The sequence below is a fragment of the Streptomyces sp. NPDC087263 genome, assembly GCF_044744645.1.
Classification (GTDB): Bacteria; Actinomycetota; Actinomycetes; order Streptomycetales; family Streptomycetaceae; genus Streptomyces.
Genome location: NZ_JBIUYT010000004.1, coordinates 533,136 through 557,640 on the forward strand (window position 1 = coordinate 533,136; position 24,505 = coordinate 557,640).

A 24,505-nucleotide genomic window follows, 5' to 3' on the forward strand; every position below is an offset into this window, starting at 1 on the left:
CCGGTCAACTCCCCACGGTGGCGGGTGTGGTGAGCTCGACGCCGCCCAGGAGCCGCACGGCGGGGAACAGTCCGGTCAGCGCCCAGGCGACGGTCTCCTTGATGACCCGCTCGGCGATCGGGTCGAGGATTCCCTCCAGGCTCGGGATACCGAAGTCGAAGTCGGCGGTGAAACGTACGGCGACATCCGCGCCGTCCTGGAGCAGGGACCAGGTGCCGACGAAGGAGTCGAAGTCGCCGTCGGTCTGCTCGAAGCGGATCTCGCCCTGCTCCGGCACGAAGACATCGGACTCGGTCCAGCGCAGCAGACCGCTGCGGAAGTGCAGTTCCCAGCTGGAACTGGCGTTCTCAGCGGGGTAGGTGGCGTGCACCGTGGTCGTGTTCACATGGGGCGCAAGGTCCGGGTACCGCTCCCAGCGCCGTACGGAGTCGTAGACCGCGTCGGCCTGCTCCGCGGGTATCAGGGCATCCAGTTCGACGTGCCGCACGATCAGTTACCGCCTTTCGGCATGGTGGCCGCGCCGCGCACGAGGTCGCGGGTGGCCAGGTCGAAGGAGTTGAGGAGGAACTCCACGTCGGTGTCGCTGAGCACGGCGGGCGGCGTGAACCGCACCACCGAGCTGCCGTTCATGGAGTGGTTGGCGACCACACCGTGGTTGAAGAGCTCGATCAGCAGCTCGCCCGCAAGGCCGGCCTCGACGAGCTCGATCCCGATGAGCAGACCTCGGCCGCGGACCTCCACGACGAGTTCGGGAATGTTGCGGTAGGCGATCTCGGTGATCCGGGGCAGCAGCGCCGCCCCGAGGTCGGTGGCCCGGGTGACCAGCCGCTCCTCCTGAACCGCCCGGATGGCGCCCCGTACCGCCGCCATCAGCACCGGCTGGCCGGAGAAGGTCGAGGTGTGGACGTAGGGGTCCTTGTCGAAGGGGCGGAAGGCCTTGCGCGTCGCGATGGCCGCGGAGACCGGCAGCACGCCGCCGCCGAGCGCCTTGCCTGCGAGCAGTACGTCGGGCACCACGCCCTCGATGTCCGCTCCCCACCACTCGCCGAGCCGGCCGAAACCGGACTGCACCTCGTCGAGGATCAGGAACCCGTCGTGGGCGCGGACCAGTTCCTCGACGCGCTTGAGGTAGCCCCGGGGCGGAATGATGACGCCGCCCTCGCCCTGGATGGGTTCGAGGATGACGCAGACCTCGCCCGGGTGGGCGGCGAGCTCCGCCTCCAGGGCGTCCGCGTCGCCGAACGGCAGATGCAGGAAGTCGGGCACCAGGGGCCTGAACGGCCGCTGGTAGACGTCCTTCGCGGTGGCGGACAGCGCGCCCAGCGTCTTGCCGTGGTAGCCGCCGTGCATCGAGACGGTCCGCTTGTAGCCGCCCGCGCGGGCCAGTTTGAGGCCGGTCTCGACCGCCTCCGCGCCGGACAGCGCGAAGTGCACGCGGTCCAGGCCCTCGGGCATCACGGAGACCAGCGCCTCGGCGGCGCGGGCCACGGTGGGTTCGAGCAGGATGCGGGTGGCGGTGGGGTGGGTACGCAGCTGGCGCTCCACCTCCTCCATCACGATGGGATGGCGGGCGCCCATGATGAACACGCCGTAGCCGCCCGCGTTGAGGAAGCGTTCTCCGTCGCTCGCGGTGAGCCAGGCGCCTTCCGACGCCACCTCCATGTGGCTGCCGAAGAGTTCGGCGAGGGTGGCCCGGCCCTTGCTCAGATGGGCCCGGTACAGGCCGAGGATCTCCGCCTCGGTGTCTGCCGGGGCCTCCTGGATCACGGTCATGGGTATCTCACTCCAAAGAACGGGGTCGGTGGCTCAGCGGTCACCGGGGGCACGACAGCAGGGCGTCCGCTCAGGCCAGCACCAGCGGGCCGCCGTCGAAGTAGCGCAGCAGCGGTTCGGCGGCGGCGCCCCGGGACGGCGGATGGAAGGCGAGGGCGCGCACGGCGGCCGCCGCCAGGGCGTGCGCGGAACCGCTGATGAAGTCCAGACCGCCGAGCAGCTCCAGGGCCCGGGAGGCGATCCCCGGCAGCGCGTTCTGCACGGCGTAGCGGGCGACCAGGACGCGGGCCACCGATTCCTCGTCGCCCGGCTCGGGACCGATCGCCCGCGCGACCCCTTCGAGGAGTGCGAGGGCGGCCTCCAGGTCCACGGCGAGGGCGGCCCGTTCCTGGACGCTGCCGCGCTCGCGCTCAAGGACCTGCTCGACGAGGGCCGCGGCACCGCCCGCGTAGCCGGCCGAGATGAGCAGCTCGAACCAGACGAACCCGGCCGTCTGTAGGTCGTCCAGGCGCTGCGGGTCGTCCGCCCCGGCCCGTACGACCATGTCGGCCGGTACGAACACGTCTTCGAGGCGCACCTCGTCGCTCTCCGCACCCGCCAGCAGGTCGTTGCCCCAGAACGGGTGGACGGAAAGGCCGGGCGCGTCGGCGGGCACCAGGGCGAGTGCCAGCTCGGGGACGCCTTCGTCGCCGTGGATGGCGATGCTCGCGGTGAGCAGGCTCATCGAGCGCGAGAGGCTGCACGGCTTCTTGGAGCCGGACAGCAGATAGCCGCCCTGGACCGGCCGGGCGGACACCCCGGGAGTGAGGATGTTCTGCGCGGTGCGGCCCTCGGCCCAGCCGGAACCCATGACCTGCTGCTCGGGGACGATCCGGTGCAGCAACTCGGTCTGGGCGCCGGTGAGCCGGCCGGCGTTGACGGCCAGGGAGTAGAGCATGGCGGCGGTGAAGTGGTGCATGGAGACGGCCGCGACCAGCGAGGGGGACTCGGCGCCCAGCGCCAGCTGTGTGCGCAGCGCCTCCAGCGGGGTGGCGCCGTGACCGCCGTACTTCTGGGGGATCAGCAGGCCGACGCCGCTGTGGATGCGGAACAGGTCGATCACCGGGCTGCCGGGGTGCTCCCGTGTGGCGTACGGGATCTCCTTCAGCTCCTTGATCAGACCGGGATGGAAGTGCTCGCAGACGGCCCGAGCAGCATCGAGGGAACGCACGGGGAAACCTCCGGTGAGGACGGACGGCGGTGGGGCCCTCAGGCGCCGAAGACCGCGTCGTAGGGACTGATGTCGCGGGCGATGCTCACTCCCTGGACGTGCGAGGTCTTGAGCATCGGGTAGTTGGCCTCGCCGAAGGCACCACCGGTGCGGCCGGTGCCGCCGTGGCTGGGCAGATACGGCAGGAAGCCGATGTGCGAGTCGTTCACCTTCAGCAGACCGCCGTTGACGACGCGCCGGACGAAGGTCTCGATGACGTGGTCGGAGCGGGACCACAGGGAGTTGCGCAGCCCGTATTCGTTGGAGTTGACGAACCGCAGGAACGCCTCCAGCAGGGCGTCGTCGTTCTCGTGCTCCGGCACGATGACGGGGATGAGCGGGAAGAAGGTCTCCTCGCGGACGACGTCGTAGGTGCGGGCGCGGTCCAGGCCGTCCACGCGCAGGACGGTGGGCTGGAGGAAGACGCCGGTTTCCGAGGGGGTGCCGTCGACCTCGGTGCGCCGGCCGCCGGTGACGAGGGTGGCTCCGTTGTCGAGTGCCTGGCGCAGCAGCCGGAAGAAGCGCTCACTGCGGCGCACCGGCGACAGCAGGACGTCCTCCTCCTCGGGCAGACCCGGCCGGATCGCCTTGACCTGCTCCTTCACCTCGGCGATGAGCGCGTCGGCGATGTCCGGGTGGACCAGCACATAGTTGGGCACCATGCAGATCTGGCCGGAGCCGAAGAAGGACTCGGTGACGGCCTCGGCCGCCCACTTCACGTCGGCGTCCTTCCACACCACGATGCCGTCGTTGCCGGCCAGTTCCAGGATGGGCTTCTTGCCGTGCGCGACGCACTGCTGCTCGAAGCGCAGGCCCTCCTGGCTGCCGCCGATGTAGAAGATGTCGTCGATCAGCGGGTCGGTGATCCAGCGGTCCATGGTCTGCTTGGGGTTGCTGCACACCGCGTTGAGCACACCGGGCGGCGCGTCCAGTTCCTCCAGCAGCGGGGCAACGATGTCGCGCAGCAGCCACATGGTGCTCAGCGCGATACTGCGCGGTGCCCTGACGATGACGGCGTTGCCGGCCATCAGCGCCAGTACCGAGAGGGCGGCACTGGGCAGCGGGGCGTTCTGCGGGGGGTTGAACGCCACCACGCCGTCGGGCTGGCGGTGCAGAATCAGCTTGCGGCCCGCGTACTCCTTCTCGACCCGCATCTGCTTCGTGTACCAGCGCAGGCTTCCCGGGGCGTAGATCTGAAGCAGGCAGCTGAGTTCCCAGCGGGCCAGCTTCACCGGGTGCGACTCGGCGACCAGCATCTCGAGGAACTCGTCCTGGTGCTTGAGGAGTTCCTCCCTGAACCGGGTGCCCAGGCGCATCCGCCGCTCCAGCGGAACGGCCGCCCAGTCCGAGGCGGCGGCCGCGGCGGCCTGCGTCGCCATGTCGATGGCGTTGTCGTCGGCGATCGCGCAACGGCCCACCACATAGGGGTGCTGGGCCGCCTCGGACTCCGGGTCCTGCTCCAGCTGGCGTTTGAGGCTCACACTGGTGAACACGTCTTCCAGCAGGGATCGTCCGCTGACGGTGTAGACCCATCCGGCACCGGCGACATCCTTGCCCGCGATATAGAGGTCGTAGCTCCTGAATCCGGAATGTGCCGGAGCACTTTCTTCCTGCGCAGCTCCGTGAAGCATCATCAGCCCTTCCGAGCTTTCCTTGGGGATATTTCCGGGCGGTTCTCTTCCGGTTCGCGTGGCCGTCCGATCCCGGCCCGCTTTTCGGTTAATTGCCTTTCGAAGCAACTCGATCGTGGCAGCCGAATCTGACTCGCCGCTGACACCGGACTGATCCAGCCAACTTCCCGCAGGCTGTCAGCGGGATGTCAGCCGCTGCTGTTTGCATGGCGGCCATGTCATCCACCGACACGACGCTCCAGCGGCTCCGAGAGCTGCCGCGGAACGAACTCGCCGAGGAAATAGAGACGCTGGTCCTGAAGAGGTTCAAGTCAGTTCTCCTCATGGACGAGTCGGAAGACCTTCCGCTCGACATCAGCTATTTCGACCTCGGTCTCACCTCACTGCGACTGACCGAGATACGGCAGAACCTGGAGCAGCTCCTCGATCTGTCTATCAACGCGAACGTGCTGTTCAACGAGCCGACGGTCGCCTACCTCGTGGACTACCTGGCCGACGCCCTGGCCACTTCGCCCTCCCGCTGATCAACCAGGCCCAGGACAGAAGGAGTTGCTCCATGCCGCCTACGGAATCCGGGACGGACCCGGCCCCCGAGCCGATCGCGATCGTCGGAATCGGTCTGCGATTCCCCGGCGGCAGTGACACGCCGGAGGAGTTCGACGCATTCCTGCGTGAGGGCCGCAGCGGAATCGGCCCGATCCCCGAAGACCGTTGGGACGTCGCCGCGTTCACCCCGCAGAGCCCCGACGAAAAGGGGAAGATCCATACGTCCGGTGGCGGTTTCCTCGACCGTATCGACCTCTTCGACGCCGCATTCTTCAATATCTCCCCGAAAGAGGCCCAGTACATGGACCCCCAGCAGCGGATGCTGCTGGAAACGGCCTGGCAGGCGCTGGAGCACGCCAACATCGACCCGACACCCCTGCGCCGCGGCAACGGCGGCGTGTACATCGGCGCCAGTTCCATCGACTACGCGCTGGAGCTGGACTCACTGCCGTACGAGGAGCTGGACGGCCATCTCGCCTCCGGCATCACCATGTTCCCGCTGTCGGGCCGGCTCTCCTACTTCCTGGGCTGGCGCGGTCCGAGCATGAGCATCGACACGGCCTGCTCGTCCTCGCTGGTCGCCCTGCACCTCGCGGTGCAGGGGCTGCGCGCCGGCGAGAGCGACATCGCGCTGTGCGGCGGCGTCAACGCCCTGCACCACCCCCGAATACCGGTGATGTTCTCCAACGCGCAGATGCTGTCCCCCGACGGGCAGTGCAAGACCTTCGACGAGTCCGCCGACGGCTACGCGCGCGCCGAGGGCTGCGGTGTCGTCGTCCTGAAGCGGCTGAGCGACGCCACCCGGGACGGCGACACCGTCCTCGCGCTGGTCCGCGGCACCGCCGTCGGACAGGACGGCGACAGCGCGGGCCTGACCGTGCCCAACGGCCCCGCCCAGGAGAAGGTCATCCGCGGCGCGCTGGCCGCGGCCCGCCTCGCGCCCGAGGACATCCAGTACGTGGAGGCGCACGGCACCGGCACCCCGCTCGGCGACCCCATCGAGTTCGGGGCGATCGGCGACGCCTTCGCCACCTCGCACACCAAGGACGCCCCGCTGCTCGTCGGCTCGGTGAAGACCAACCTGGGCCACATGGAGCCGGCGTCCGGCATCGTCGGAGTCATCAAGACGGTGCTCCAGCTCAGGTCCGCGACCGTCTACCCGCACCTCAACCTCAACACGCCCTCCGGGCGCATCCCCTGGGACCTGTACCCGGTGCGCGTGCCCACCGACTGCGAGCCGTGGCCGGCCGAGGTCCGCCGCGCGGTGGTCAACAGCTTCGGCTTCGCGGGCACCATCGGCGCGGTGGTCCTGGAACAGTCCCCGGCGCCCGCCCTGTCCGAAACGGCCGCGGACGGGGATACGGCCGCGGACGGGGAAACGGCCGCGGACGGGGAAGCCCGCGCGGAGGGGGAATCCCCCGCGTCCCCGGTGTTCACGCTCTCCGCGAAGAGCGCCGCCGCCCTGCGCGAACAGGCCGAGTCCTACCGCAAGTTCGTGTCCGAGCGGCCCGGCGCCGCGGTGGACGCGCTCTGCTACACCACAAACGTCGCCCGCGCCCACCACCCGTACCGGATCGCCGGACCGGTCGCCGACCGCGCCGCCCTCGACACGCTCCTGACGAAGGCCGTGGACACCGACCACGAGGGACCGTCCGGCATCCGCAAGACCGCGTTCATGTTCAGCGGCCAGGGCTCGCAGTACGCGGGCATGGGCGCCGCGCTGTACGAGGGGTTCCCGTTCTTCCGCGACCAGGTGGACGAGTGCGACCGGCTGTTCGCGCCCCACCTCGGCCGCTCGGTCCGTGAACTGGTGCTCGGTACCGCCGCCGACCCGGAGGCCATCGACCGCACCGAGTACACCCAGCCCGCCCTGTTCACCCTGGAATACGCGCTCGCCCGGCTGTGGATGTCCTGGGGCATCCGTCCGAACGTGCTCATCGGGCACAGCATCGGCGAGGTGGTGGCTGCCGCGGTGGCCGGACTCTTCAGCCTTCCGGACGCCGTGACGCTGGTCGCGGCCCGGGCACGGCTGATGCAGGCGGTGCGCGCCGAGGGCTCGATGGCCGCGGTCTCCGCCCCCGCCGAGGAGGTCGAACCACTCCTGGCCGCCCACCCGGACCTCACCCTGGCCGGCATCAACGCCCCTGACCAGGCAGTGATCTCCGGCGGCACGGCCGCCCTGGAGCAGGTACTGGCAGAGCTGCGGGAGCGGGGCGTGCGGGTCGACCGGCTGGCCGTCTCGCACGCCTTCCACTCGCCGCTGATGGCCGAGGTGTACGACGACTTCCGCGCCGCCCTGGACGGCATCACCTTCCACGAACCGTCCATCAGCCTGATCTCCAACGTCACCGGGCGGCTCGGCCGGTTCGCGGAGATCGGCAACCCCGACTACTGGGTGCGCCACATCGGTGAGCCGGTGCAGTTCCTGGCCGGCATCCGGGCGGTGGCCCAGCGCGGCCGGCACGCCCTGATCGAGATCGGCCCCTCGACCGCGCTGACCGCGCTCGCCCAGCGCTGCCTGAACGCCGAGGACCACCTGTGGCTGGCGAGCCTGCGGCGCCGCGACCGCGCGGGCGACACCACGCTGACCGCGCTCGCCGCGTACTACGCCGCCGGGCTGCCGGTGACCTGGACGGCCTACCACGCGGGACGGATCACCCCGGCCAGGACGCCCCTGCCCCCCTACGCCTTCCAGCGCAAGCGGTACTGGCTGCCCTCCGTCAGCCCGAACCGCAAGGGCGCCTCGGGCGGCGCGGCCCGCCATCTGCTGCTCGGCACGGAGGAGCGGTTCGCCAGCGGGGTAAGGGAGTTCACGGCCGAGTTCACCGCCGAGGGCCTGGGCGCGCTCGCCGATCTCGGCGACGGGGAACGGACGACGCTGCCCGCGGGCGCGTACATCGACCTGCTGCTGGCCCTCCAGGACGCGGCCTGGGGGCACACCCGCGCCGCGATCCACGAGCTGCGGCTGCTCGCACCGCTGCACGTGCCCGCCGAGACCACCGTGGCCCTGACCACCCGCCTGCGGCCCCGCGCCGAGGGCGGAGCCGACGTGGAGATCTTCACCCTCGTCGGTGGCGAGGAGGACCTGCACGCCACCGCCAGGATCGCCGGCGAGCGGGAACCGGTCGTGCCCGTCTCGGAGCTCGCGGAGCTGGACGCCGCGCTGCCGCCCGCCGGGCAGGAGATCGACGACGAGGACATCTACACCGACCTCGCCTCGGTCGGCCGCCCGCACGGGTCGCGCATGCGGCTGCTGCTGCGCGCCTCGCGCCACGAAGGCGGCCTGGTCACCGGGGAGTTGACCGGACGGGACGCCAACGCGGTCGAGTACGTGCCGGCGGAGCTGCTGGAGGCCGCCGTACAGGCCGCCGTCGTGCTCGACCCCGAGGGACCGGTGTTCGCGGTCCGCCGGATCGCCTCGGTACGCCACTTCAGGAAACCGCGTGGCGAGCGGCTGCGGGTGCTCGCCCGCGTCCACGGGGACCAGGACCGCCGCGTCGCCGACGTCCTCCTGCTGGAGGGCGGCAGCCCCGTCACCGAACTCCTCGGCGTCGAACTCGCCCGCCCCGAAGGCCGGGTCGGCCGACGCCAGTTCCTGCACCGCCCGGGCTGGGTACGCCGCGCGCTGCCGACCGCCTCCGACACCGCCGGCGCCCGTCATGTCCTGTTGCTCGCCCCGGAGCCCGGCAGCAGCGCCGACGACCTGGCCGCGGCGCCCGGTATCCAGGTGACACGGATCGCGGACACGGACGATCTCAAGGCAGCCCTTGAGGATCCGTCGGTCACCGACATCTGCCGGGTCTGGCGCGGCAGCGACGGTGCGATGTCCGTGGCACGGCTGCGCGCGGAGTGCGAGGACAACTATCGCGAACTGCTCGCGCTGATGGCCGCGTTGGACGCCGCCGCGCGGCCCAGGCCGCCGCGGCTGTGGCTGGTCACCGAGGGGGCCCAGGCGCTGCCGGGCGACCGGCCCGGCGACGGCGGGCACCTCGCCGCCGCCACCCTGTGGGGCTTCGGGAGGGTGCTGCTCACCGAGTACCCGCAGTACCGGGCGAGCCTCGTCGACCTCGCCCCGGGCACCGGCCGCGCGGCCCTGCTCGACGAGTGGCGCGCGGAGGTCCCCGGCGAGTACCAGGTCGCACTCCGGCCGGAAGGCCGCTATGTACGCAGGCTGTTGGCCGGTGACGCCACGCGCACCTGGCCCGGCGGCTTCGAACTGCGCGCGCCCGAGTCCGGCGACCTCTCCGACCTGGCCCTCGTGCCCGCCCAGGACCGGGCGCCGCGCGGTGACGAGGTCCAGGTACGGGTGCGCGCCGTCGCCCTCACCGCCGAGGACGCGCGCACCGCCCTGGACACCGGCCGCGCCGAGCGCGAGGAGGAGGAACCCCCGCCGGTGCTCGGCGCGCTCGCCCACGGCACGGTGGCCGAGGCCGGGGAGCGGTCGGGGTTCGCCGTCGGAGACGAGGTCCTGGTACGCCACCAGGGCACCCTGCGCTCCACCCTCACCGTCCCCGCGGCGACGGTGGCCCTCGCCCCGCAATGGCAACCGGCCGACAGCGCACGGCACTTCCGCCTCGACGAGACGGGCGAGGCTCTGCGCACCGCCGCCGCGGGCCCGGTCCCGGAGGTCTGGGTCGACCTGTCGGGCGACCGCGCGCCCGAGCCGTCCGGCGACGGCACGTCGCAGCCCTCGGGCGCCGGCGTCCGGCCCGACCGTACGTACCTGATCACCGGTGGTCTCGGTGGTCTCGGGCTGGTCACCGCGCGCAAGCTGGTCGCGCTCGGTGCCCGGCATCTGACACTCGTCAGCCGCAGCGGACGGCCCACCGAAGAGGCCGCGCCGGTGCTGGCCGAGCTGGCCCAGGACGCCGAACTCGCCGTCGTACGCGCCGATGTGAGCCGTCCCGGGGACGTCGGCAGGCTGGTCCGCGAGGTGGCGGCGGGACCGTATCCGCTCGGCGGCATCGTGCACGCCGCCGGGTCCTACGACAAGAAACTGATCGCCGAACTGACCTGGGAGTCCATCGACGACCAGCTCGCCGCGAAGGCCTACGGCGGCTGGCTGCTGCACGAGGCCGCCCAGGACTCCTTCCCGGAGCTGGAGTTCTTCGTGACGTACTCGTCGATAGCCTCCGTCCTGGGCGGCGCGACCCAGGGGCACTACGCCGCCGCCAGCGCCGCCCTCGACAGCCTCGCCGAGTGGCGCACCCGCCAGGGGCTGCCCGGGCTCTCGGTCAACTGGGGCGCCTGGGCCAGGGTCGGCATGTCCGCCCGCCTGGAGGAGTACCTCAGCCGGGAGATCGAACGCAGCGGCGTCCGCTTCTTCTCCCCGACCAGGGCCCTGGACACGCTGGCCCGGCTGTGGGGGCGGCCGCGCACCCAGCGGGTGGTGGGCGAGTTCGACTGGGACCGGTATGTCGCCGGCAGTGCGACCGGCGACCAGTTCTACGACCGCCTCGCCCGACGGGAGGAGGCGGAGGACGGCGGGCTCGACCTCGCCGCGCTGGCTGGCCTGCCGAAGCCGGAGCGTACGGCCCTGATCGGCGGGGTGGTCCGCGAGACGGTCGCCGCCGCGCTGCACCTGGCGGCCGACGACGAGCTGGACCCGACGGCCGAGTTCGTCTCGCTCGGTCTGGACTCGCTGATGGCGATGAACGTGAAGTCCGGTCTGGAGCGGGTGTTCCGGCTGCCGCTGCCGGCCTCCCTCACCTTCGACCATCCGACCGTACGGCAGCTCACCGACTTCCTGGACGGGCTGCTCTGCCCGGTGCCCGCGGCATGACGGACGAAGACGAAGGGAGGACGCCATGACCACCGCACCCAAGACCACCGCGCCGAGGACCACCGCACCGAACGCGAACTGGACGCTCACCCACACCTCCCGGGCACACGCCGGGAGCCGCCCCGACCACGCGGCGATCATCTGCGAGGACCGCGTCACGACGTACACGAAGCTGCACCGGGACAGCAACCGGGCCGCGCACGCGCTGCGCGCCCAGGGCGTGGGGCGCGGCGACCGGGTCGCCTACCTGGGCCGTGAGTCGGAGAACTACTACCTCGTGATCCTCGCCTGCGCCAAGGTGGGCGCGGTCCTGGTCCCGGTCAACTGGCGGCTCACCCCGTACGAGGTGGACCACATCCTGCGGGACTCGGGCGCGTCCCTGGTCTTCGTCGACGACGAGTTCTGGGACACCCTCGAAAAGGTCCGCCCGCAGCTGCCCGCCCTGCACACGGTGATCCGGACCGACGGCATGGACAGCGACGGCGAACCGGCCCGCGGCACCGGGCTGCCCGCCTGGTACGCGGACCGGCCGGACACCGACCCGGCACAGGCCGCGGAGCCCGACGACGCGGTCGTGCAGATCTACACCAGCGGGACGACCGGACTGCCCAAGGGCGCCGTACTCGCCCACCGCAGCTTCTTCACCCTGCCGGCCGCCATGCGCGAGCACGGTGTCGCGTGGATCGACTGGCTGCCCGACGACATCAGCCTCATCTCACTGCCGGGCTTCGGCATCGCGGGCATCGGCTGGTTCATGCACACCTTCAACGCCGGTGGCACCAGCGTCGTCATGCCGCAGTTCGACCCGCAGGAGGCGGTGCGGCTGATCCGTACCTACGGCGTCACCACCACCTTCGCCGCGCCCGCCATGCTCCAGGCGATGGCGGCCGAACGAGGCGCCGGGCCCGAGGCCTTCACCTCCCTGCGCAAGATCGCGTACGGGGCGGCGCCGATGTCCGAGACGCTGCTGAAGCGGTGCCTGGAGACGTTCGCCTGCGAGTTCGCGCAGATCTACGCCAGCACGGAGACCGGGAGCGTCGCCGTGTGCCTGCCGCCCGCGGCGCACCACCCCGGCAGCACGGTCCTGGAGTCGGTCGGCCTGCCCTGTCCCGGCAACGAGATCAAGGTGATCGGCCCGGACGGAGCCGAGCTGCCACCCGGTGCCATCGGCCAGATCTGTGTGCGCGCCCCCTCCCGGATGCTCGGCTACTGGAACCTGCCGGAGGCCACCGGCAGGACGCTGGTGGGGGAGTGGCTGTACATGGGCGACGCCGGATACCTCGACGAGCACGGCTATCTCCACCTGTGCGACCGCATGAACGACACGATCATCGTCGCCGGGCAGAACATCTACCCGGCCGAGGTCGAAAAGGCCCTCGCCGCCCACCCGTCCGTCGCGGACGCCGCCGTCGTGGGCCTTCCCGATCAGCAGTGGGGCGAGGCCGTGCACGCCTGCGTCGTGCTGCGCCCCGGAGCCCGCGCCACCCCGCGCGAACTCTTGCTGTCGCTGCGCGGCCACCTCGCCGACTACAAGATTCCGGGCGCGTACCACTTCGTGGAGACGCTGCCCCGCAACCCCACGGGCAAGATCCTGCGCCGCGCGGTGCGCGAGGAGTTGGCCCGACCCCTTTAAGGAGCACTCCATGTCACTCCGGCAGACGGGACACGCCCCCTCAGGGGCGCTGGGCCGCGACGAACACGGCTCCGCCGCGTGGGCGCCGCCGGCCACGCACGGTCCGCAGCCGACGCGGCAGCTGCGCATCGGCGTCCTGCTCCCCACCCGGGAGCAGGCCATCAACGGCACCTTCGCCGCGGCCCCCCTCCTGGAATTCGCCCGCGAGGCGGAGCGCCTCGGCTTCGACTCGCTGTGGGCGGGCGACTCCCTGACCGCCCGCCCCCGCCTCGACCCGCTCGTCGTCCTCGCCGCGGCGGCCGCCGCCACGGAGCGGATCACCGTGGGCACCGCCGCGCTCACTCCCGCCCTGCGCCACCCACTGATCGGCGCCAACATGGTCGCCAGCCTCGGCCATGTCGCCGCGGACCGGCTGGTCCTCGGCCTCGGCTCCGGCTTTCCGATGCCGGAGACGGAGCAGGAGTTCGCCTCGGTCGGCGCCTCCTTCGCCGGGCGCGTCGGCCGTCTCGACGAGATCGCCGACCTGTGGCGCACGGCGTGGCGGGCGGGCGAAGCGGGCCGGCCCACGGACTTCCAGGGCAAGTACTGGCAGGCCGAACGCCTCGACCGGCTGCCCGCGCCCGCCACCGCGGGCGGTCCGCCCCTGTGGCTGGCCGGCAGCGACACACCGAAGGTGCTCGCCCGGGTGGCCACCCGATACGACGGCTGGCTGCCGTTCCTGCCGGACGCCGAGGCGTACGGCAGGGCCCGGCGGCGCATCGCCGAGCTCGCCGAGGAAGCGGGCCGCGGCCCGGACGCGGTGACCCCCGCGCTGTACGCGACGGTCACCGTCAACCACGACCGCGCCGCCGCCAAGGCCGAGCTGGAGCACTACATCACCCACTACTACGGACGCTCCCTGGAGCAGATGTCGGCCCTCCAGGCCTACGGCTGGGGCAGCGCCGAGAGCTGTGCCGAGTGGCTCGGCGGTTATGTCCGCGCCGGCGCCCGGCACCTCGTCATCCGGGTCGGATCGCTCGACCCGCAACCGCAGTTGAAGGAAATCGCCGAGGTGCTGCTCCCCGCGGTACGCGCACTCGGCCAGGCCATCACCGTTGGAGGAGCTCAGTCGTGACCAGCCCCAGTGTCAGCGCCATAGGCCAGGAGATGTCCCGCGCCGGCCAGTGGTTCCACCCCGTGGAGCCCTCCCCGGAAGCCTCCGTACGACTGTTCCTGCTGCCGCACGCGGGCAGCGGCGCCATCATCTACCGCGACTGGGAGAGCCTGCTCCCGACCGACATCGCCCCGCAGGCCATCACCCTGCCGGGCCGCCACAACCGTCGTGACGAGGAGACGTACGAGGACTGGGACCCGCTGCTCGACGCCCTGCACGACGCCGTGCTCGACGACCTGGACCACCGGCCGTTCGCGTTCTTCGGGCACTGCCTCGGAGCCCAGCTCGCCTTCCGGCTGACCATCCGTCTGGAGGCGGAGGGCGGGCCCTCGCCGATCATGGTCGGCATGTCCGGCTGGTCACCCGAGGGCTTCTTCCAGCCGACCGAGGAGCAGAGCCGGATGCCGCAGGCCGAAATGGTCGAGTGGATCAAGAAGTTGGGCTCGTTCCCCTCCGAGATCTACGACAACCCGGAAATGCTCGCGCTGGTCGTACCGGCGCTGCGCGCGGACCTCAGGGTCGCCGCGCAGTACGTCGACGACGGGGCGGCGGTCCGCTGCCCGCTCGCCTCCTACGGCGGCAGGTCCGACCCGCTCCAGGAGCACCCGGACGCCATGACGCACTGGGCCGGGCGCAGTCCCGGGTACCTGGGCCACAGCGAGTACCCCGGCGGCCACTTCTTCATCGACAGCCACGCCCAGTCCGTCACCACGCACTTCGCCCAGCGGCTCCAACGCCTGATCCAGACACCGACGTACTGAGCACTCGGGTCCGGAGCGGAGCCCCGGGGACGGGACCGGGCAGGGGCCGGCGGGCGCGAAAACCCCGCAACACGGTCTTCGCCCGTCCACCCCGACCGCCTCCGCCGCCGCCCCGGGACAGTCGTCAGTCGCGCGTCAGAGTCACGTCAGTACGTCCTGTCACAGTCGTGAGTGCCGTCCCCGAGCCGGTCCGGCCCGGTCACGTCCGAGCCCGGCCCCGTCGCGTCCGGGCCCCGTCCGAGCCCGGCCCGGACCCCGCCCGAGCCCGCTCGATGACCGCCCGGCGCCCCCGAGAAAACGAGGAGTACGCCTGCCATGGCAGCCAGCGCCGCAGTACCCGGCCCCCTCCGCGCCCTCGTCCTGGCCAACCCCGCCTCCGGCAGCCACAGCCCTCAACTGGTCGGTGAGGTCGCCGAGTTGTGCGCCTCCTACCTGGAGGGCACCGAGGTCCACCTGACCACGGCACCGGGGGACGCCACCGTCGCCGTACGCCGCGCCCTCGAACGGCCCAGCCGCGCCCCCGGCCTGATCGTGGTCATCGGCGGCGACGGCACCGTCCGCGAGGCGATCCAGGGGATGGCCGGCGCCGCCGGGCGTGCCGCGCTCGCCGTGGTGCCCGGCGGCACCGGGAACTCCGGCTACAAGATGCTCTGGGGCGAGCGCCCCTGGACCGAGTCCCTCAAAGCGATCCTCACCGACTCGGGCGTGGGCGGCAGCGCCCGGCTGCGCCGGCTGGACCTGGCCCGCCTCGCCGAAACCCGGCAGCACGTGTATCTCGGCGCCTGCTCCGGCGTGATCGCGGACGCGCTGATCACGGCCCGGGACATACCGCTGACCGGCCGGGAACGGTACGCCCGCGCGTTCGCCGAGACGGCGGCCGGGTACGTGCCCTACCCGGGCCGCGTCACCGTCGACGGACGTGTGGTGCACGAGGGCCCGACCGTCCTGGCCAACGTCGGCGGCGGACGCTACCGCGGCGGCCGCTTCCTCGTCCTGCCCGACTCGCTGCTCGACGACGGGCTGCTCGACGTCTGCGTCATCGGCGACGGCGTACCGGCCACCCAGGTGCCGGGGCTGACGCTGAACGCCGACCACATGCGGCATCCGGCGACGGTGTACGCGCGCGGCCGCACCATCACCGTCGAACGCACCGACGGCCACCGGCTGCCCCTGGAGCACGACGGCGAGTACCAGCACGGCATCGGTTCGTCGGCGACCTTCGAGGTGCTGCCCGCCGCGCTCGCCGTCTGGGCCCCGGCCGACCCCCCCGACCCCCGGCGCGCCGAACTGATCTGACGGCATGTCGGCCCACCCGCAACGAACACAAGGAGACATCGTGAGCGACCTCACCAACACCGTCACCCAGTACCTCGCCATCTGGAACGAGGCGGACGCGGACAAGCGCGCGGCGACCATCGCCGAGCTCTTCACCGCGGGCGCCCCGTACGTCGACCCGCTCGCCGCGGTCGAGGGCCACGAAGGTGTCGGCGCCGTCATCACCGGCGCCCGCGACCAGTTCCAGGGCCTCTCCTTCGAGCTGCACGGCGCGATCGACACCCACCACAACCTGGCCCGCTTCCAGTGGGGCCTGGTCACCGAGCCGGGCGCCGAGCCCATCGCGATCGGCTTCGACGTCCTGGTCACCGGCGACGACGGCCGCATCACGGGCGTCTACGGGTTCCTCGACAAGGTTCCCGGCGCCTGATCGGCGTGTGCGGCGGGGGCATCCACCGGGGGCGACCGGTGGGCCTCCGCCGTACGCGTCCGCCGACACCGGCAGGCACACCGACACGGACAGGCACACCGGTACGGACAGGCAGGCACCGGTATGGAAAGGCAAGGTGCGTCGCACCATGACGGCTGTACTCGCCGAGAGCGTGGCCCGAGCCCTGTGCGAGGGATGGGAACCGACACGCCCCGCCCGCTCCCCGGCCCCCACGGACACCTCGCTGCGCGAACTGTCCCACTGGGCCGCGACCCTTCGCCCCGAAGACGTCCCGTGCCGCGTGCTGAAGCTCGCGGCCAGCCAGGTGCTGTCCCAGATCGCCTCCATCCGCGCCGGCCTCGAACACCCGCTGGGCCGCAGGCTGGTGGCCGCGTTCGGCCACCCCATGCAGCGCGACCCGAGGGGCGCGGCGGGTGTCTTCGCCGCCCTCGGCTCCTGGCTCAACCTCGACGACACCGCCTATGCCGGGCACCTGTCCAACTCCACGGTCGCGGTGCCGCTCGCCTTCGCCTATGCACGGCAGCTCGACGGCCTCTCCTTCCTGACCGCCGTCGTGGCGGCCAACGAGTGCGCGGCGCGTATCACCGCCTCGGCGACGCTGGGCCCGTTGCGCGGGCAGAGCGCGGTGCACACCCATCTCGCCGGCGCGGTGGCCGGCCGGCTGCACTGCGACCGGGCGCCCGCCGACCAGTGGGAGAACGCCTTCGGGCTGGCCTTCGCCATGCCCAACTGGCCGCTGATGCGCGCCTTTCTGGCCAGTGACGCCCGGCTGTTCAACACCTTCACGCCGGTACGGACCGCGATGGACGCCTGTGACGCCGCGGCCGCCGGGCTGCGTGGCGCGCCCGACATCATCGAACACCCCGATGGATTCCTGGCCCGGTTCGCGACGGTGCCGCTGCCCCAGGCCGTGGCGAAGGGGCTCGGCAGCCGCTGGCACACCGACACCCTCTCCTTCAAGATGCACCCCGGTGGTCCCGGCATCGACGCGGCGGTGGACTGCGCCGCCGAGATCCACAAGGAGCTGGGTCCGATACGCCCGGACGACGTGACGGAGATCGTCGTGGAGGCCTCCCTGTACACGCTGTTCGCGGGGGAGCGCGCCGCCCCGTACGTCAATGGCCCCAGCTCACCGCTCGGCGCGCTGGTGCTCGACGTGCCCTACCCGGTCGCCACCACCCTGCTGACCGGCGACTTCTCGGTGGACGACTTCTCCCCGCCCCACCTGGACGACCCCGCGCGCTGGTCACTGGCGAGCCGGGTGCGCCTGGAGCACGACACCCGGATGACACGTGAACTCTTCCTGTCCGACGCTCCGTTCGGCGAGGCGGTACGCGAGGCGGGCCCGTTGGCCGTGCCCTGGCTGCGCGGCTTCGGCGGCGAGGAACTGGTCGAACTGCTCGGTCCGATCGAGGCGGCCGGCCGGGACTTCTCCCGCTCCACCAAGGCCACCGGCGCCCGGGTCACCGTCCGGCTGGCGGACGGCCGTACGGTGTCCCGCTCCCGCCTGATTCCGGTGGGCGCGGCGGGTCCGGACACCCGCTCCCGCCACTCCGAGCTGGTCCAGGAGAAGTTCCTCTCTGCCGGCGGCCCCCGCCAGGTCGCCGACACCGTCGGCCGACTGCACCGCATGCGCCCCCGCGGCGTACGCCGGTGGATAGAGGCGGCGTTCCTGGACTAGCAGCGCACCGGACGAAGGACTGCCGACGCCCGTCAGCCCGAGGTCAGCGCCGTGTCAGCGCGCCCTGCCAAGGTAAATGGAAGGTCAAATTCCCTAGTCTCCGGAGGGTTTGCATGTCACTTGACGCCCGGACCGACGTGGTGGACTGGCCGTTCCACCGCACGGAGGACGGTGAACCAGCCCCCATCCTGCACGAGTTACGCAAGTCCCCACCCTGTCCTGTGCGCATCCCGGAGGGCGCGGCCGAGTCCCGGCGGGCCTGGCTGGTGACCCGGTACGCGGATGTGCGCCAGGCGTTGATGGACCCCCGGCTCAGCGCGGACGAGACGCTGCCCGGGGCGCCGGTGCGTATCCAGATTCCGCCCGGCCAGAACCCGAGTTCGTTCCTGCGCCTCGACGACCCCGAGCACGCCAGGCTGCGCGGAATGATCCAGACCGAGTTCACCGCGCGCCGGGTACGGAGGCTGCGGGAACCGGTCCAGCGGCTGATCGATGAACTGCTGGACGAACTGGCCGGGCTCCCGCAACCCGCCGACCTGCATGCGGTGTTCTCACGGACCCTGCCGACACTGGTGATCGCCCGGCTGCTGGGCGTGCCGGAGGAGGACTCCGCGTTCTTCATCGAGAAGACCCGGACCACCATCTCCCAGGAGAGCCCGGCGGTGTCCTACGTCGCGTTCACGGAGATGTCCGACTATCTCGCGGAGCTGGCGCGGCACAAACTGCGGACCCCCGGGGACGATCTGATCAGCCGGCTGGCCGCGCAGCACTACGCGACCGGTGCGATCTCCCTGGACGAGCTGGTCGGGATCGCCCGGCTGGTACTGGTGGCCGGGCACGAGACGACCACCAACCAGATCGCCCTGAACATTCTGGGCCTGCTGCGTGACGACACGCTGCGCGCCCAGGTGGCGGCCGACGACGGGGCCCTCGTACCGAACTACATCGAGGAGTCGATGCGCTACTGGTCCATCTCGCAGGACGCGATGGTCAGGCAGGCGCTGGAGGATCTCGACCTCGGCGGGGTGGCCGTCGCCAAGGGAGACGCGGTGGTCATCTCGGTGCCCGCGGGCAATCACGACGAGTCGGTGTTCGCCTGTCCCGGAAGGATCGACCCGCACCGGGACACCAGCGGGCACCTCCAGTGGGGATACGGCCCGCACTACTGCCAGGGTGCCCCGCTCGCGCGCCTGGAGATGGAGCTGTCCCTGCGGACCCTGCTGCGGCGCTTCCCGGACCTCCGCTCGGCGGCCGACCCGAAGACGGTTTTCCGCAGAGGCACCGTCTTCCACGGTGTGACGCACCTGCCGGTGACCTGGTGACACAAGAACCCGATGAACAACACAGGAGAGCAGTCGGAATGACTTCAGAAGCAAGCCCGCGCGCCGCCGTCGAGGAGCGTGAAGCGGGACCCCCGGCAGAGACCGGCGTCCCCTCGCCCGGTGCCCTTGTGGTGGTGCTGGTGGGAACCTTCATCACCGTTCTCGACTTCTTCATCGCCAATGTGGCCGTCCCCGCCATCCGGACGGACCTGCACGCCGGTTCGACCGAGGCCCAGTTGATCGTCGTCGGGTACGGGGTCGCCTTCACGGCGGGTCTGATCACCGGCGGTCGGCTGGGTGACATCTACGGCCGGCGCCGCATGTTCGTCCTGGGCATGACGCTGTTCATGCTCGCGTCCGCGGGGTGCTCCCTCGCGCAGAGCGTCGACGTCCTGATCGTTGCCCGCATCGCGCAGGGCGCCTCCGCGGCCCTGATGGTGCCTCAGGTTCTCGGCATCATCGGCACGGTCTACACCGGCGCCGCCCGCGACCGCGCCTTCAATGTCTACGGCCTGGTGATCGGACTCGCCGGCGTCTTCGGGCAGTTCATCGGCGGTGCCCTGATCACCATCGACGTGGCAGGACTGAGCTGGCGGACGATCTTCCTGATCAACGTTCCGCTCTGCCTGGCCTGCCTCGCCTTCGTCCGCCGCACGGTTCCCGAGTCGCGCGGCACGGGTGGCGCGCGACTCGACCTGACCGGAGCCGTGCTGATCACGGCGGCCCTGGGGCTCATCGTGTACGCGCTCGTGGAGGGGCAGTCGCGCGACTGGCCGGTGTGGGTCTGGGAGTGCCTGGCGGGCGCCGTCGTGCTGCTGGCGCTGACCGTGCTGCACCTGCGCAGGCGAGCCGCCGCCGGCCGGGGGCCGCTGATCGAGCCGGTGCTGTTCAGGGCGAGGGTCTTCTCCGTGGGGCTCGCCGCCACGGTGGTCTACTTCCTCGCCATGGGCTCCTTCTTCTTCATCCTGGCCCTGTACCTACAGTCCGGCAGGTCACTGTCGCCCCTGGAGTCCGGTCTGGTCTTCCTGGCGGTGGGCGCGGGCTACTTCGGGGCCTCGATCGTCTCGGCGCGGTTCGCCGCCAAGGTCACCGCCAAGACCGTGGCAGGCGGCCCGCTGACGCTCGCCCTCGGCTACGGCCTGGTCGCCTGGACGGCCACCGAGCTCGGTACCACCGGGTCCGTGCTGTGGCTGCTGCCCCCGCTCCTGCTCGCCGGGCTCGGCATGGGCCTGACCACCGGCCCGCTGACCAATCTCGTGCTGAGCGCCGCCGTACCGGAACACGCGGCCTCCGCGTCCGGGCTGCTGAACACCGCACAGGAGGGCGGCGCCGCGGTCGGTGTGGCGATCGCCGGCACGGTCTTCTTCCCCGCGCTCACCGACGCGGGCTCCGCCGATGCCTATCCGCACGCGTTCGCCGTCACGCTGGTCCCGCTCATCGCCTTCTGCGTCGCCGCGGCGGTCATGGTGCTCCTGGCACCCGGCCGAGCCGCGCGGCACTGACGGCGTACCCGCACCGGAGAGACGTCCGCCGACACGACAGGGAGGAAGCACCATGCCGTACGTCAGCACCAGGGACGGTACGCGGCTCCACTACACCGACTGGGGCGACGGACAGCCCGTCGTCCTGCTGGGCACGGCCATGATGGACTCCCGCATGTGGGAGTTCCAGGCGCCCTTCCTCGCCGAGAACGGCCTGCGCTGCGTCACCTACGACCGGCGCGGCTGCGGACGCTCGGACGCACCCTGGAACGGCTACGACTACGACACCCTCGCCGCCGACCTCGCGGACCTCCTCGACCACCTCGACCTGAGGGACACGGTCCTGGTCGGCTATGCGGTCGGCGGCGGGGAAGCCGTACGGTATCTGTCCCGCCACGGCGCCGAGCGGGTGGCGAAACTCGCCCTGGTCGCCTCGACGACACCGTTCATGCTGCGCACGCCGGACAACCCCGACGGGCTGGACCTCGACCTGTTCGAGCAGATGGCTGCGGCCATCCGGCAGGACCGGGCGAAGTGGCTGAGCGGGCTGGCCGTGCCGTTCTTCGGCGGCGGCGGAGCCGACCCGGACGCCCTCCCGGTCTCGCCCGAACTCGCCCGGTGGCTGGTGAGCACCTGTCTGGACGCCTCACCGCGGGCCGGGGTGGAGATCTACCGCACCCTGTTCACCACCGACCAGCGCGCCGAGACCGCCAAGGTCGAGGTGCCCACGCTGGTGATCCACGGTGCCGCGGACCTCGGAGCGCCGTACGCCCTGTGCGGCCCCCGGACGGCGGAGCTGATCGAGGGCAGCACCTTCCTGTCGTACGAGGACGCCGCGCACGGTCTGTTCGCCACGCATGCCGAGCGTCTCAACAACGATCTGCTGGAGTTCGTCAGGAGCTGACGACGACGGTGCCGTGAGGCGGCACCCATGCCGTCGTGCGACCGCCCGGCCCTTTTCTGGGCCGGGCGGTTTCTCAGTGCAAAGGAACGAAGGCCTCGACGACTTCCTCGACCCGCTCCACGACGTCCTCGCGACCGTTCAGCACCCAGGAGATGTGCTGAGCGCCGAACACCGCGGCACCCAGTGCGCGGGCCAGGGCCGCCGGATTGCTGCCCTCCGGGAGCCGTCCGGCCTGGCTGCACTTCTCCAGGAGTTCGGTGAGCACGTCCAGCGTCCCGGTGTAGGGGACGGGCAACTCGGCCTTGATGTAGGCCTGTTCGATCTGTAGCCGGGCCCCGGCGTGGATGAAGGTGTCGTCGTGGAAGGCGTGGGCGAGGCGCATCACCGTGTCCACGACCGTGGCGGGCGAGGCCGGGTCGCCGTTCTCCAGGGCCCCGTCGATGACCTTCTGCATCCGCCGGTAGAACTCGTCCGTCACGGAGACGGCGAGCATCTCCTTGTTGGCGAAGTGGAAGTAGACGGCGCCCTTGGTCATCCCGGCGCGATCCGCGATGTCCTTGATGGTGACCTGGGGAAAGCCGTCCTCCGCGAAGGCGGCGGCCGCCGCGTTGAGGATCGTGGCGCGGGTGTTGATCGCGCGCTGCTGCTTGAGGTGTGAGGTGTCATCGAAGGGTGTGCCCACGGGCAGGTGGGCCGCCGGTACGTTGCGCTCGTTACTCATGACATCCAAATCGTGACGGGCTGATCTGCTGCGACTGAGAGGATCTCTCGGACCCAACCGCCTTACCAGTAAGGAGAGTTGACCACGAAAGCGTACGACGCCGAGGCTTGTAATATACCTTCGCGTAGGTATATTAATGAATCGCCAGAAGGCGCCGCACGTCTGTTCGCTCGCATGGTTGGCTCCAGCCCGGGGAGGCGAAGTTACAGATGTACGTTGTACTCGGTGAGTCCACGCTCGGTGACTCCAGGCTCAATGATTCCAGGTACCCGCAGCCACTAGCAATGGTGTCCGCGAAGGAGACGCTCCGGTTCCTCCAGCCCGTCACACGGGAACTGGTGCACCGCAGCTCCGTGTCCGAGGTGTTCGTCACCGACGGCTTACGCACGGGTGACAGCACGTTCGTGATCGCCGCCCAGTGGCCGCGTGACCACGCGCTCTATCACCCGGACGAGAACGGGCTGAACGATCCGCTCCTGTTCGTGGAGACGCTCCGCCAGGCCCACTTCTACGCGGCCCACACCTTCTTCGACGTGCCCCTCGGGCACCACTTCGTCGGACAGGACATCAGCTTCGAGATCACCGACCACGCCGCGCTGCGGGTCGGAGGGGCGCCGCTGTCGGTGCTGCTCGACGGGACGTGGGAGTGGCAGGGGGGCACCCCCGCGCGCCGGGCCGGTGCCCGCATGAATGTCTCCCTCGTGGTGGACGGCCGGGTCTGCGGGCGCGGCCACGCACGCGGCCTGATCGTGGACGACCGCAGGTACGGCTTGCTGCGCAAGCGCGCGGCCGAGGCCGCGGCCGCGGCCTCGGGGGCAGCGGTGGGTGCGGGGGTGACCGAGGGTGTCGCTGTCCCTGCCCCTGCCCCCGCCCCCGTCGCCGACGTCGAGGTCGTGCCGCCGCACCGGGTCGGCCGGCAGCGCTGGAGGGACTGCGTGCTGGAGAGGGATGTGCCGGAACGGGAGGTGCAGGGGCGGGAGGTGTTGGAACGGGAGGTCCAGGGGCGGGAGGGGCCGGAACGGGAGGTCCAGGGGCGGCCGGACCGCGTGTGGCGGCTGCGGATCGACCGGGATCACGCGGTCCTCTTCGATCACCCCACCGATCACATCCCCCTCATGGTCATGCTGGAGGGCTTCCGGCAGCTCGGGCATCTCACCGTGCACGAGACCGCCCAAGGGGCGCCGCTCGACGGGGCGTTCGTGCTGGCCGGGCTGGCCCTGGACTGCGCCGCCTTCGGTGAGCTCGGGGCGCCGGTCCACCTGACGGCCGTGGACAACACGCCCGACACCGTGCGGGACGGGAGCCGTCGGCTTCGTGTCGAGGCCCATCAGGGCGGCACGCGGCTGGCCGTCGCCGACACGGCGTGGCGGAGTGTGGGCCGGCGGGACCCGCGCCGCCTTGCCGCGTCCCAGCCGCTGTCTGCCGCCTCCCACTAGGGTGTCCGCCTCCCTGTGGGTCGTCGGCGTTCAGCGCGGTGGGGTCGCTCCCAAGGCGTGTGTCAGGGCGTTCCACATCGCCTCGACGAGGTCGCCGGGTTCGGCACGCTCGCCGCCGTACCTCGTGCAGATCACCCCGAAGAGCGCCGCCACGATGAGGTCCGCGAGGGGCCTTGGTGACACCGCGGTGTCCAGGTGCTCCTCCTCCTGCGTCTCGCCCACCAGCTGGAGTACGACCCCGTGGGTGTGCACCAGCAGCGGGATCGGCACGGAGTCGGCCCAGGCCGCCTCCACCGCGAGTCGGAGGGCCGCCAGGGCCCGCGCGTCCGTCTGGAAGAGCCGGCCGAGGGTGAGGACGAGGGCGCGCAGCCGGTTCAGTGTCGGGGTGGATGGCTTGGTGGCATCGGTGAGCAGGGCTTCCATGGCGCCGTCCAGATGGTCGGTGAGCGCGGCGGCCAGCTCCTCCTTGCTGGCGAAGTGTCCGTAGAGCGCTCCCTTCGTCACCCCGATCCGGTCGGCGATCTTCTGCAGATTGGTGTTCGCGTATCCGTACCGGGCGAACTCCTCGGCGGCCGCATCGAGTACGCGGTCGTACGTGCGCATGGCGCGTGCCTGCTTGGCCACGACGCTCACCTCCTTCACTGAGAGCCGCGGTGGGGGCCGGCCCCAAGAAAAATACGTTCAGGAACGAATTCTAATCACCGGG

18 protein-coding genes are annotated in these 24,505 nt (G+C 71.2%); 12 read left to right on the forward strand and 6 right to left on the reverse strand.

Annotated features, from left to right (window positions below; all coding sequences use genetic code 11):
• Positions 1–4 precede the first annotated feature (4 nt).
• The 4 genes from ACIPC1_RS15765 to ACIPC1_RS15780 form a co-directional block, all read right to left on the reverse strand.
• Entirely contained in the window at positions 5–487 is a 483-nt protein-coding gene (locus ACIPC1_RS15765; protein WP_384388866.1) for a type II toxin-antitoxin system RatA family toxin, read from the reverse strand.
• A 2-nt stretch (positions 488–489) separates the two neighbouring features.
• On the reverse strand, positions 490–1,773 hold the full coding sequence (locus tag ACIPC1_RS15770; protein ID WP_402517143.1) for an aspartate aminotransferase family protein: 1,284 nt from the start codon (positions 1,771–1,773) through the stop codon (positions 490–492).
• A 70-nt stretch (positions 1,774–1,843) separates the two neighbouring features.
• A complete protein-coding gene (locus ACIPC1_RS15775) occupies positions 1,844–2,983 on the reverse strand; it encodes an acyl-CoA dehydrogenase (protein WP_402517146.1) in 1,140 nt (379 codons plus the stop codon).
• A gap of 38 nt (positions 2,984–3,021) precedes the next feature.
• Complete coding sequence (locus ACIPC1_RS15780) at positions 3,022–4,653, reverse strand: aldehyde dehydrogenase family protein (protein WP_384388954.1); 1,632 nt, start codon at positions 4,651–4,653, stop codon at positions 3,022–3,024.
• 215 nt (positions 4,654–4,868) lie between these two features.
• On the opposite strand from ACIPC1_RS15780, the gene ACIPC1_RS15785 reads away from it, so the two are divergent.
• The 11 genes from ACIPC1_RS15785 to ACIPC1_RS15835 all read left to right on the forward strand — a co-directional run bounded on the left by ACIPC1_RS15785 (position 4,869) and on the right by ACIPC1_RS15835 (position 21,642).
• Entirely contained in the window at positions 4,869–5,177 is a 309-nt protein-coding gene (locus tag ACIPC1_RS15785) for an acyl carrier protein (protein WP_402517149.1), read from the forward strand.
• Between the two features lie 32 nt (positions 5,178–5,209).
• Positions 5,210–10,981, forward strand: a complete 5,772-nt coding sequence (locus ACIPC1_RS15790) for an SDR family oxidoreductase (RefSeq protein ID WP_402517152.1) — start codon at positions 5,210–5,212, stop codon at positions 10,979–10,981.
• A 25-nt stretch (positions 10,982–11,006) separates the two neighbouring features.
• On the forward strand, positions 11,007–12,614 hold the full coding sequence (locus tag ACIPC1_RS15795; protein WP_402517154.1) for a fatty acid--CoA ligase: 1,608 nt from the start codon (positions 11,007–11,009) through the stop codon (positions 12,612–12,614).
• A gap of 10 nt (positions 12,615–12,624) precedes the next feature.
• Positions 12,625–13,728: an LLM class flavin-dependent oxidoreductase gene (locus ACIPC1_RS15800; protein ID WP_402517156.1), complete on the forward strand. Its 1,104-nt coding sequence runs from the start codon at positions 12,625–12,627 to the stop codon at positions 13,726–13,728.
• A 32-nt stretch (positions 13,729–13,760) separates the two neighbouring features.
• Entirely contained in the window at positions 13,761–14,528 is a 768-nt protein-coding gene (locus tag ACIPC1_RS15805; protein WP_402517645.1) for a thioesterase II family protein, read from the forward strand.
• Between the two features lie 315 nt (positions 14,529–14,843).
• Entirely contained in the window at positions 14,844–15,824 is a 981-nt protein-coding gene (locus tag ACIPC1_RS15810; RefSeq protein WP_402517158.1) for a diacylglycerol/lipid kinase family protein, read from the forward strand.
• Positions 15,825–15,864: 40 nt separating this feature from the next.
• Positions 15,865–16,233, forward strand: coding sequence for a nuclear transport factor 2 family protein (locus ACIPC1_RS15815; RefSeq protein WP_402517160.1), 369 nt, complete (start codon positions 15,865–15,867; stop codon positions 16,231–16,233).
• 148 nt (positions 16,234–16,381) lie between these two features.
• Positions 16,382–17,935 carry an MmgE/PrpD family protein gene (locus tag ACIPC1_RS15820; protein WP_402517162.1) on the forward strand — a complete coding sequence of 518 codons (1,554 nt, stop codon included), beginning with the start codon at positions 16,382–16,384 and terminating at the stop codon, positions 17,933–17,935.
• A gap of 113 nt (positions 17,936–18,048) precedes the next feature.
• Positions 18,049–19,257, forward strand: a complete 1,209-nt coding sequence (locus ACIPC1_RS15825) for a cytochrome P450 (protein ID WP_402517163.1) — start codon at positions 18,049–18,051, stop codon at positions 19,255–19,257.
• 38 nt (positions 19,258–19,295) lie between these two features.
• Entirely contained in the window at positions 19,296–20,759 is a 1,464-nt protein-coding gene (locus ACIPC1_RS15830) for an MFS transporter (protein ID WP_402517166.1), read from the forward strand.
• 52 nt (positions 20,760–20,811) lie between these two features.
• A complete protein-coding gene (locus ACIPC1_RS15835) occupies positions 20,812–21,642 on the forward strand; it encodes an alpha/beta fold hydrolase (protein ID WP_402517167.1) in 831 nt (276 codons plus the stop codon).
• 73 nt (positions 21,643–21,715) lie between these two features.
• On the opposite strand, the gene ACIPC1_RS15840 is transcribed toward ACIPC1_RS15835, so the two are convergent.
• Positions 21,716–22,363, reverse strand: a complete 648-nt coding sequence (locus tag ACIPC1_RS15840) for a ScbR family autoregulator-binding transcription factor (RefSeq protein ID WP_384388901.1) — start codon at positions 22,361–22,363, stop codon at positions 21,716–21,718.
• A gap of 284 nt (positions 22,364–22,647) precedes the next feature.
• Here ACIPC1_RS15840 and ACIPC1_RS15845 point away from each other — a divergent pair, with 284 nt between their 5' ends.
• A complete protein-coding gene (locus ACIPC1_RS15845) occupies positions 22,648–23,799 on the forward strand; it encodes a ScbA/BarX family gamma-butyrolactone biosynthesis protein (RefSeq protein WP_402517169.1) in 1,152 nt (383 codons plus the stop codon).
• A gap of 30 nt (positions 23,800–23,829) precedes the next feature.
• Here ACIPC1_RS15845 and ACIPC1_RS15850 read toward each other — a convergent pair whose 3' ends face one another.
• Positions 23,830–24,423, reverse strand: a complete 594-nt coding sequence (locus ACIPC1_RS15850; protein WP_402517171.1) for a TetR family transcriptional regulator — start codon at positions 24,421–24,423, stop codon at positions 23,830–23,832.
• Positions 24,424–24,505: the final 82 nt, after the last annotated feature.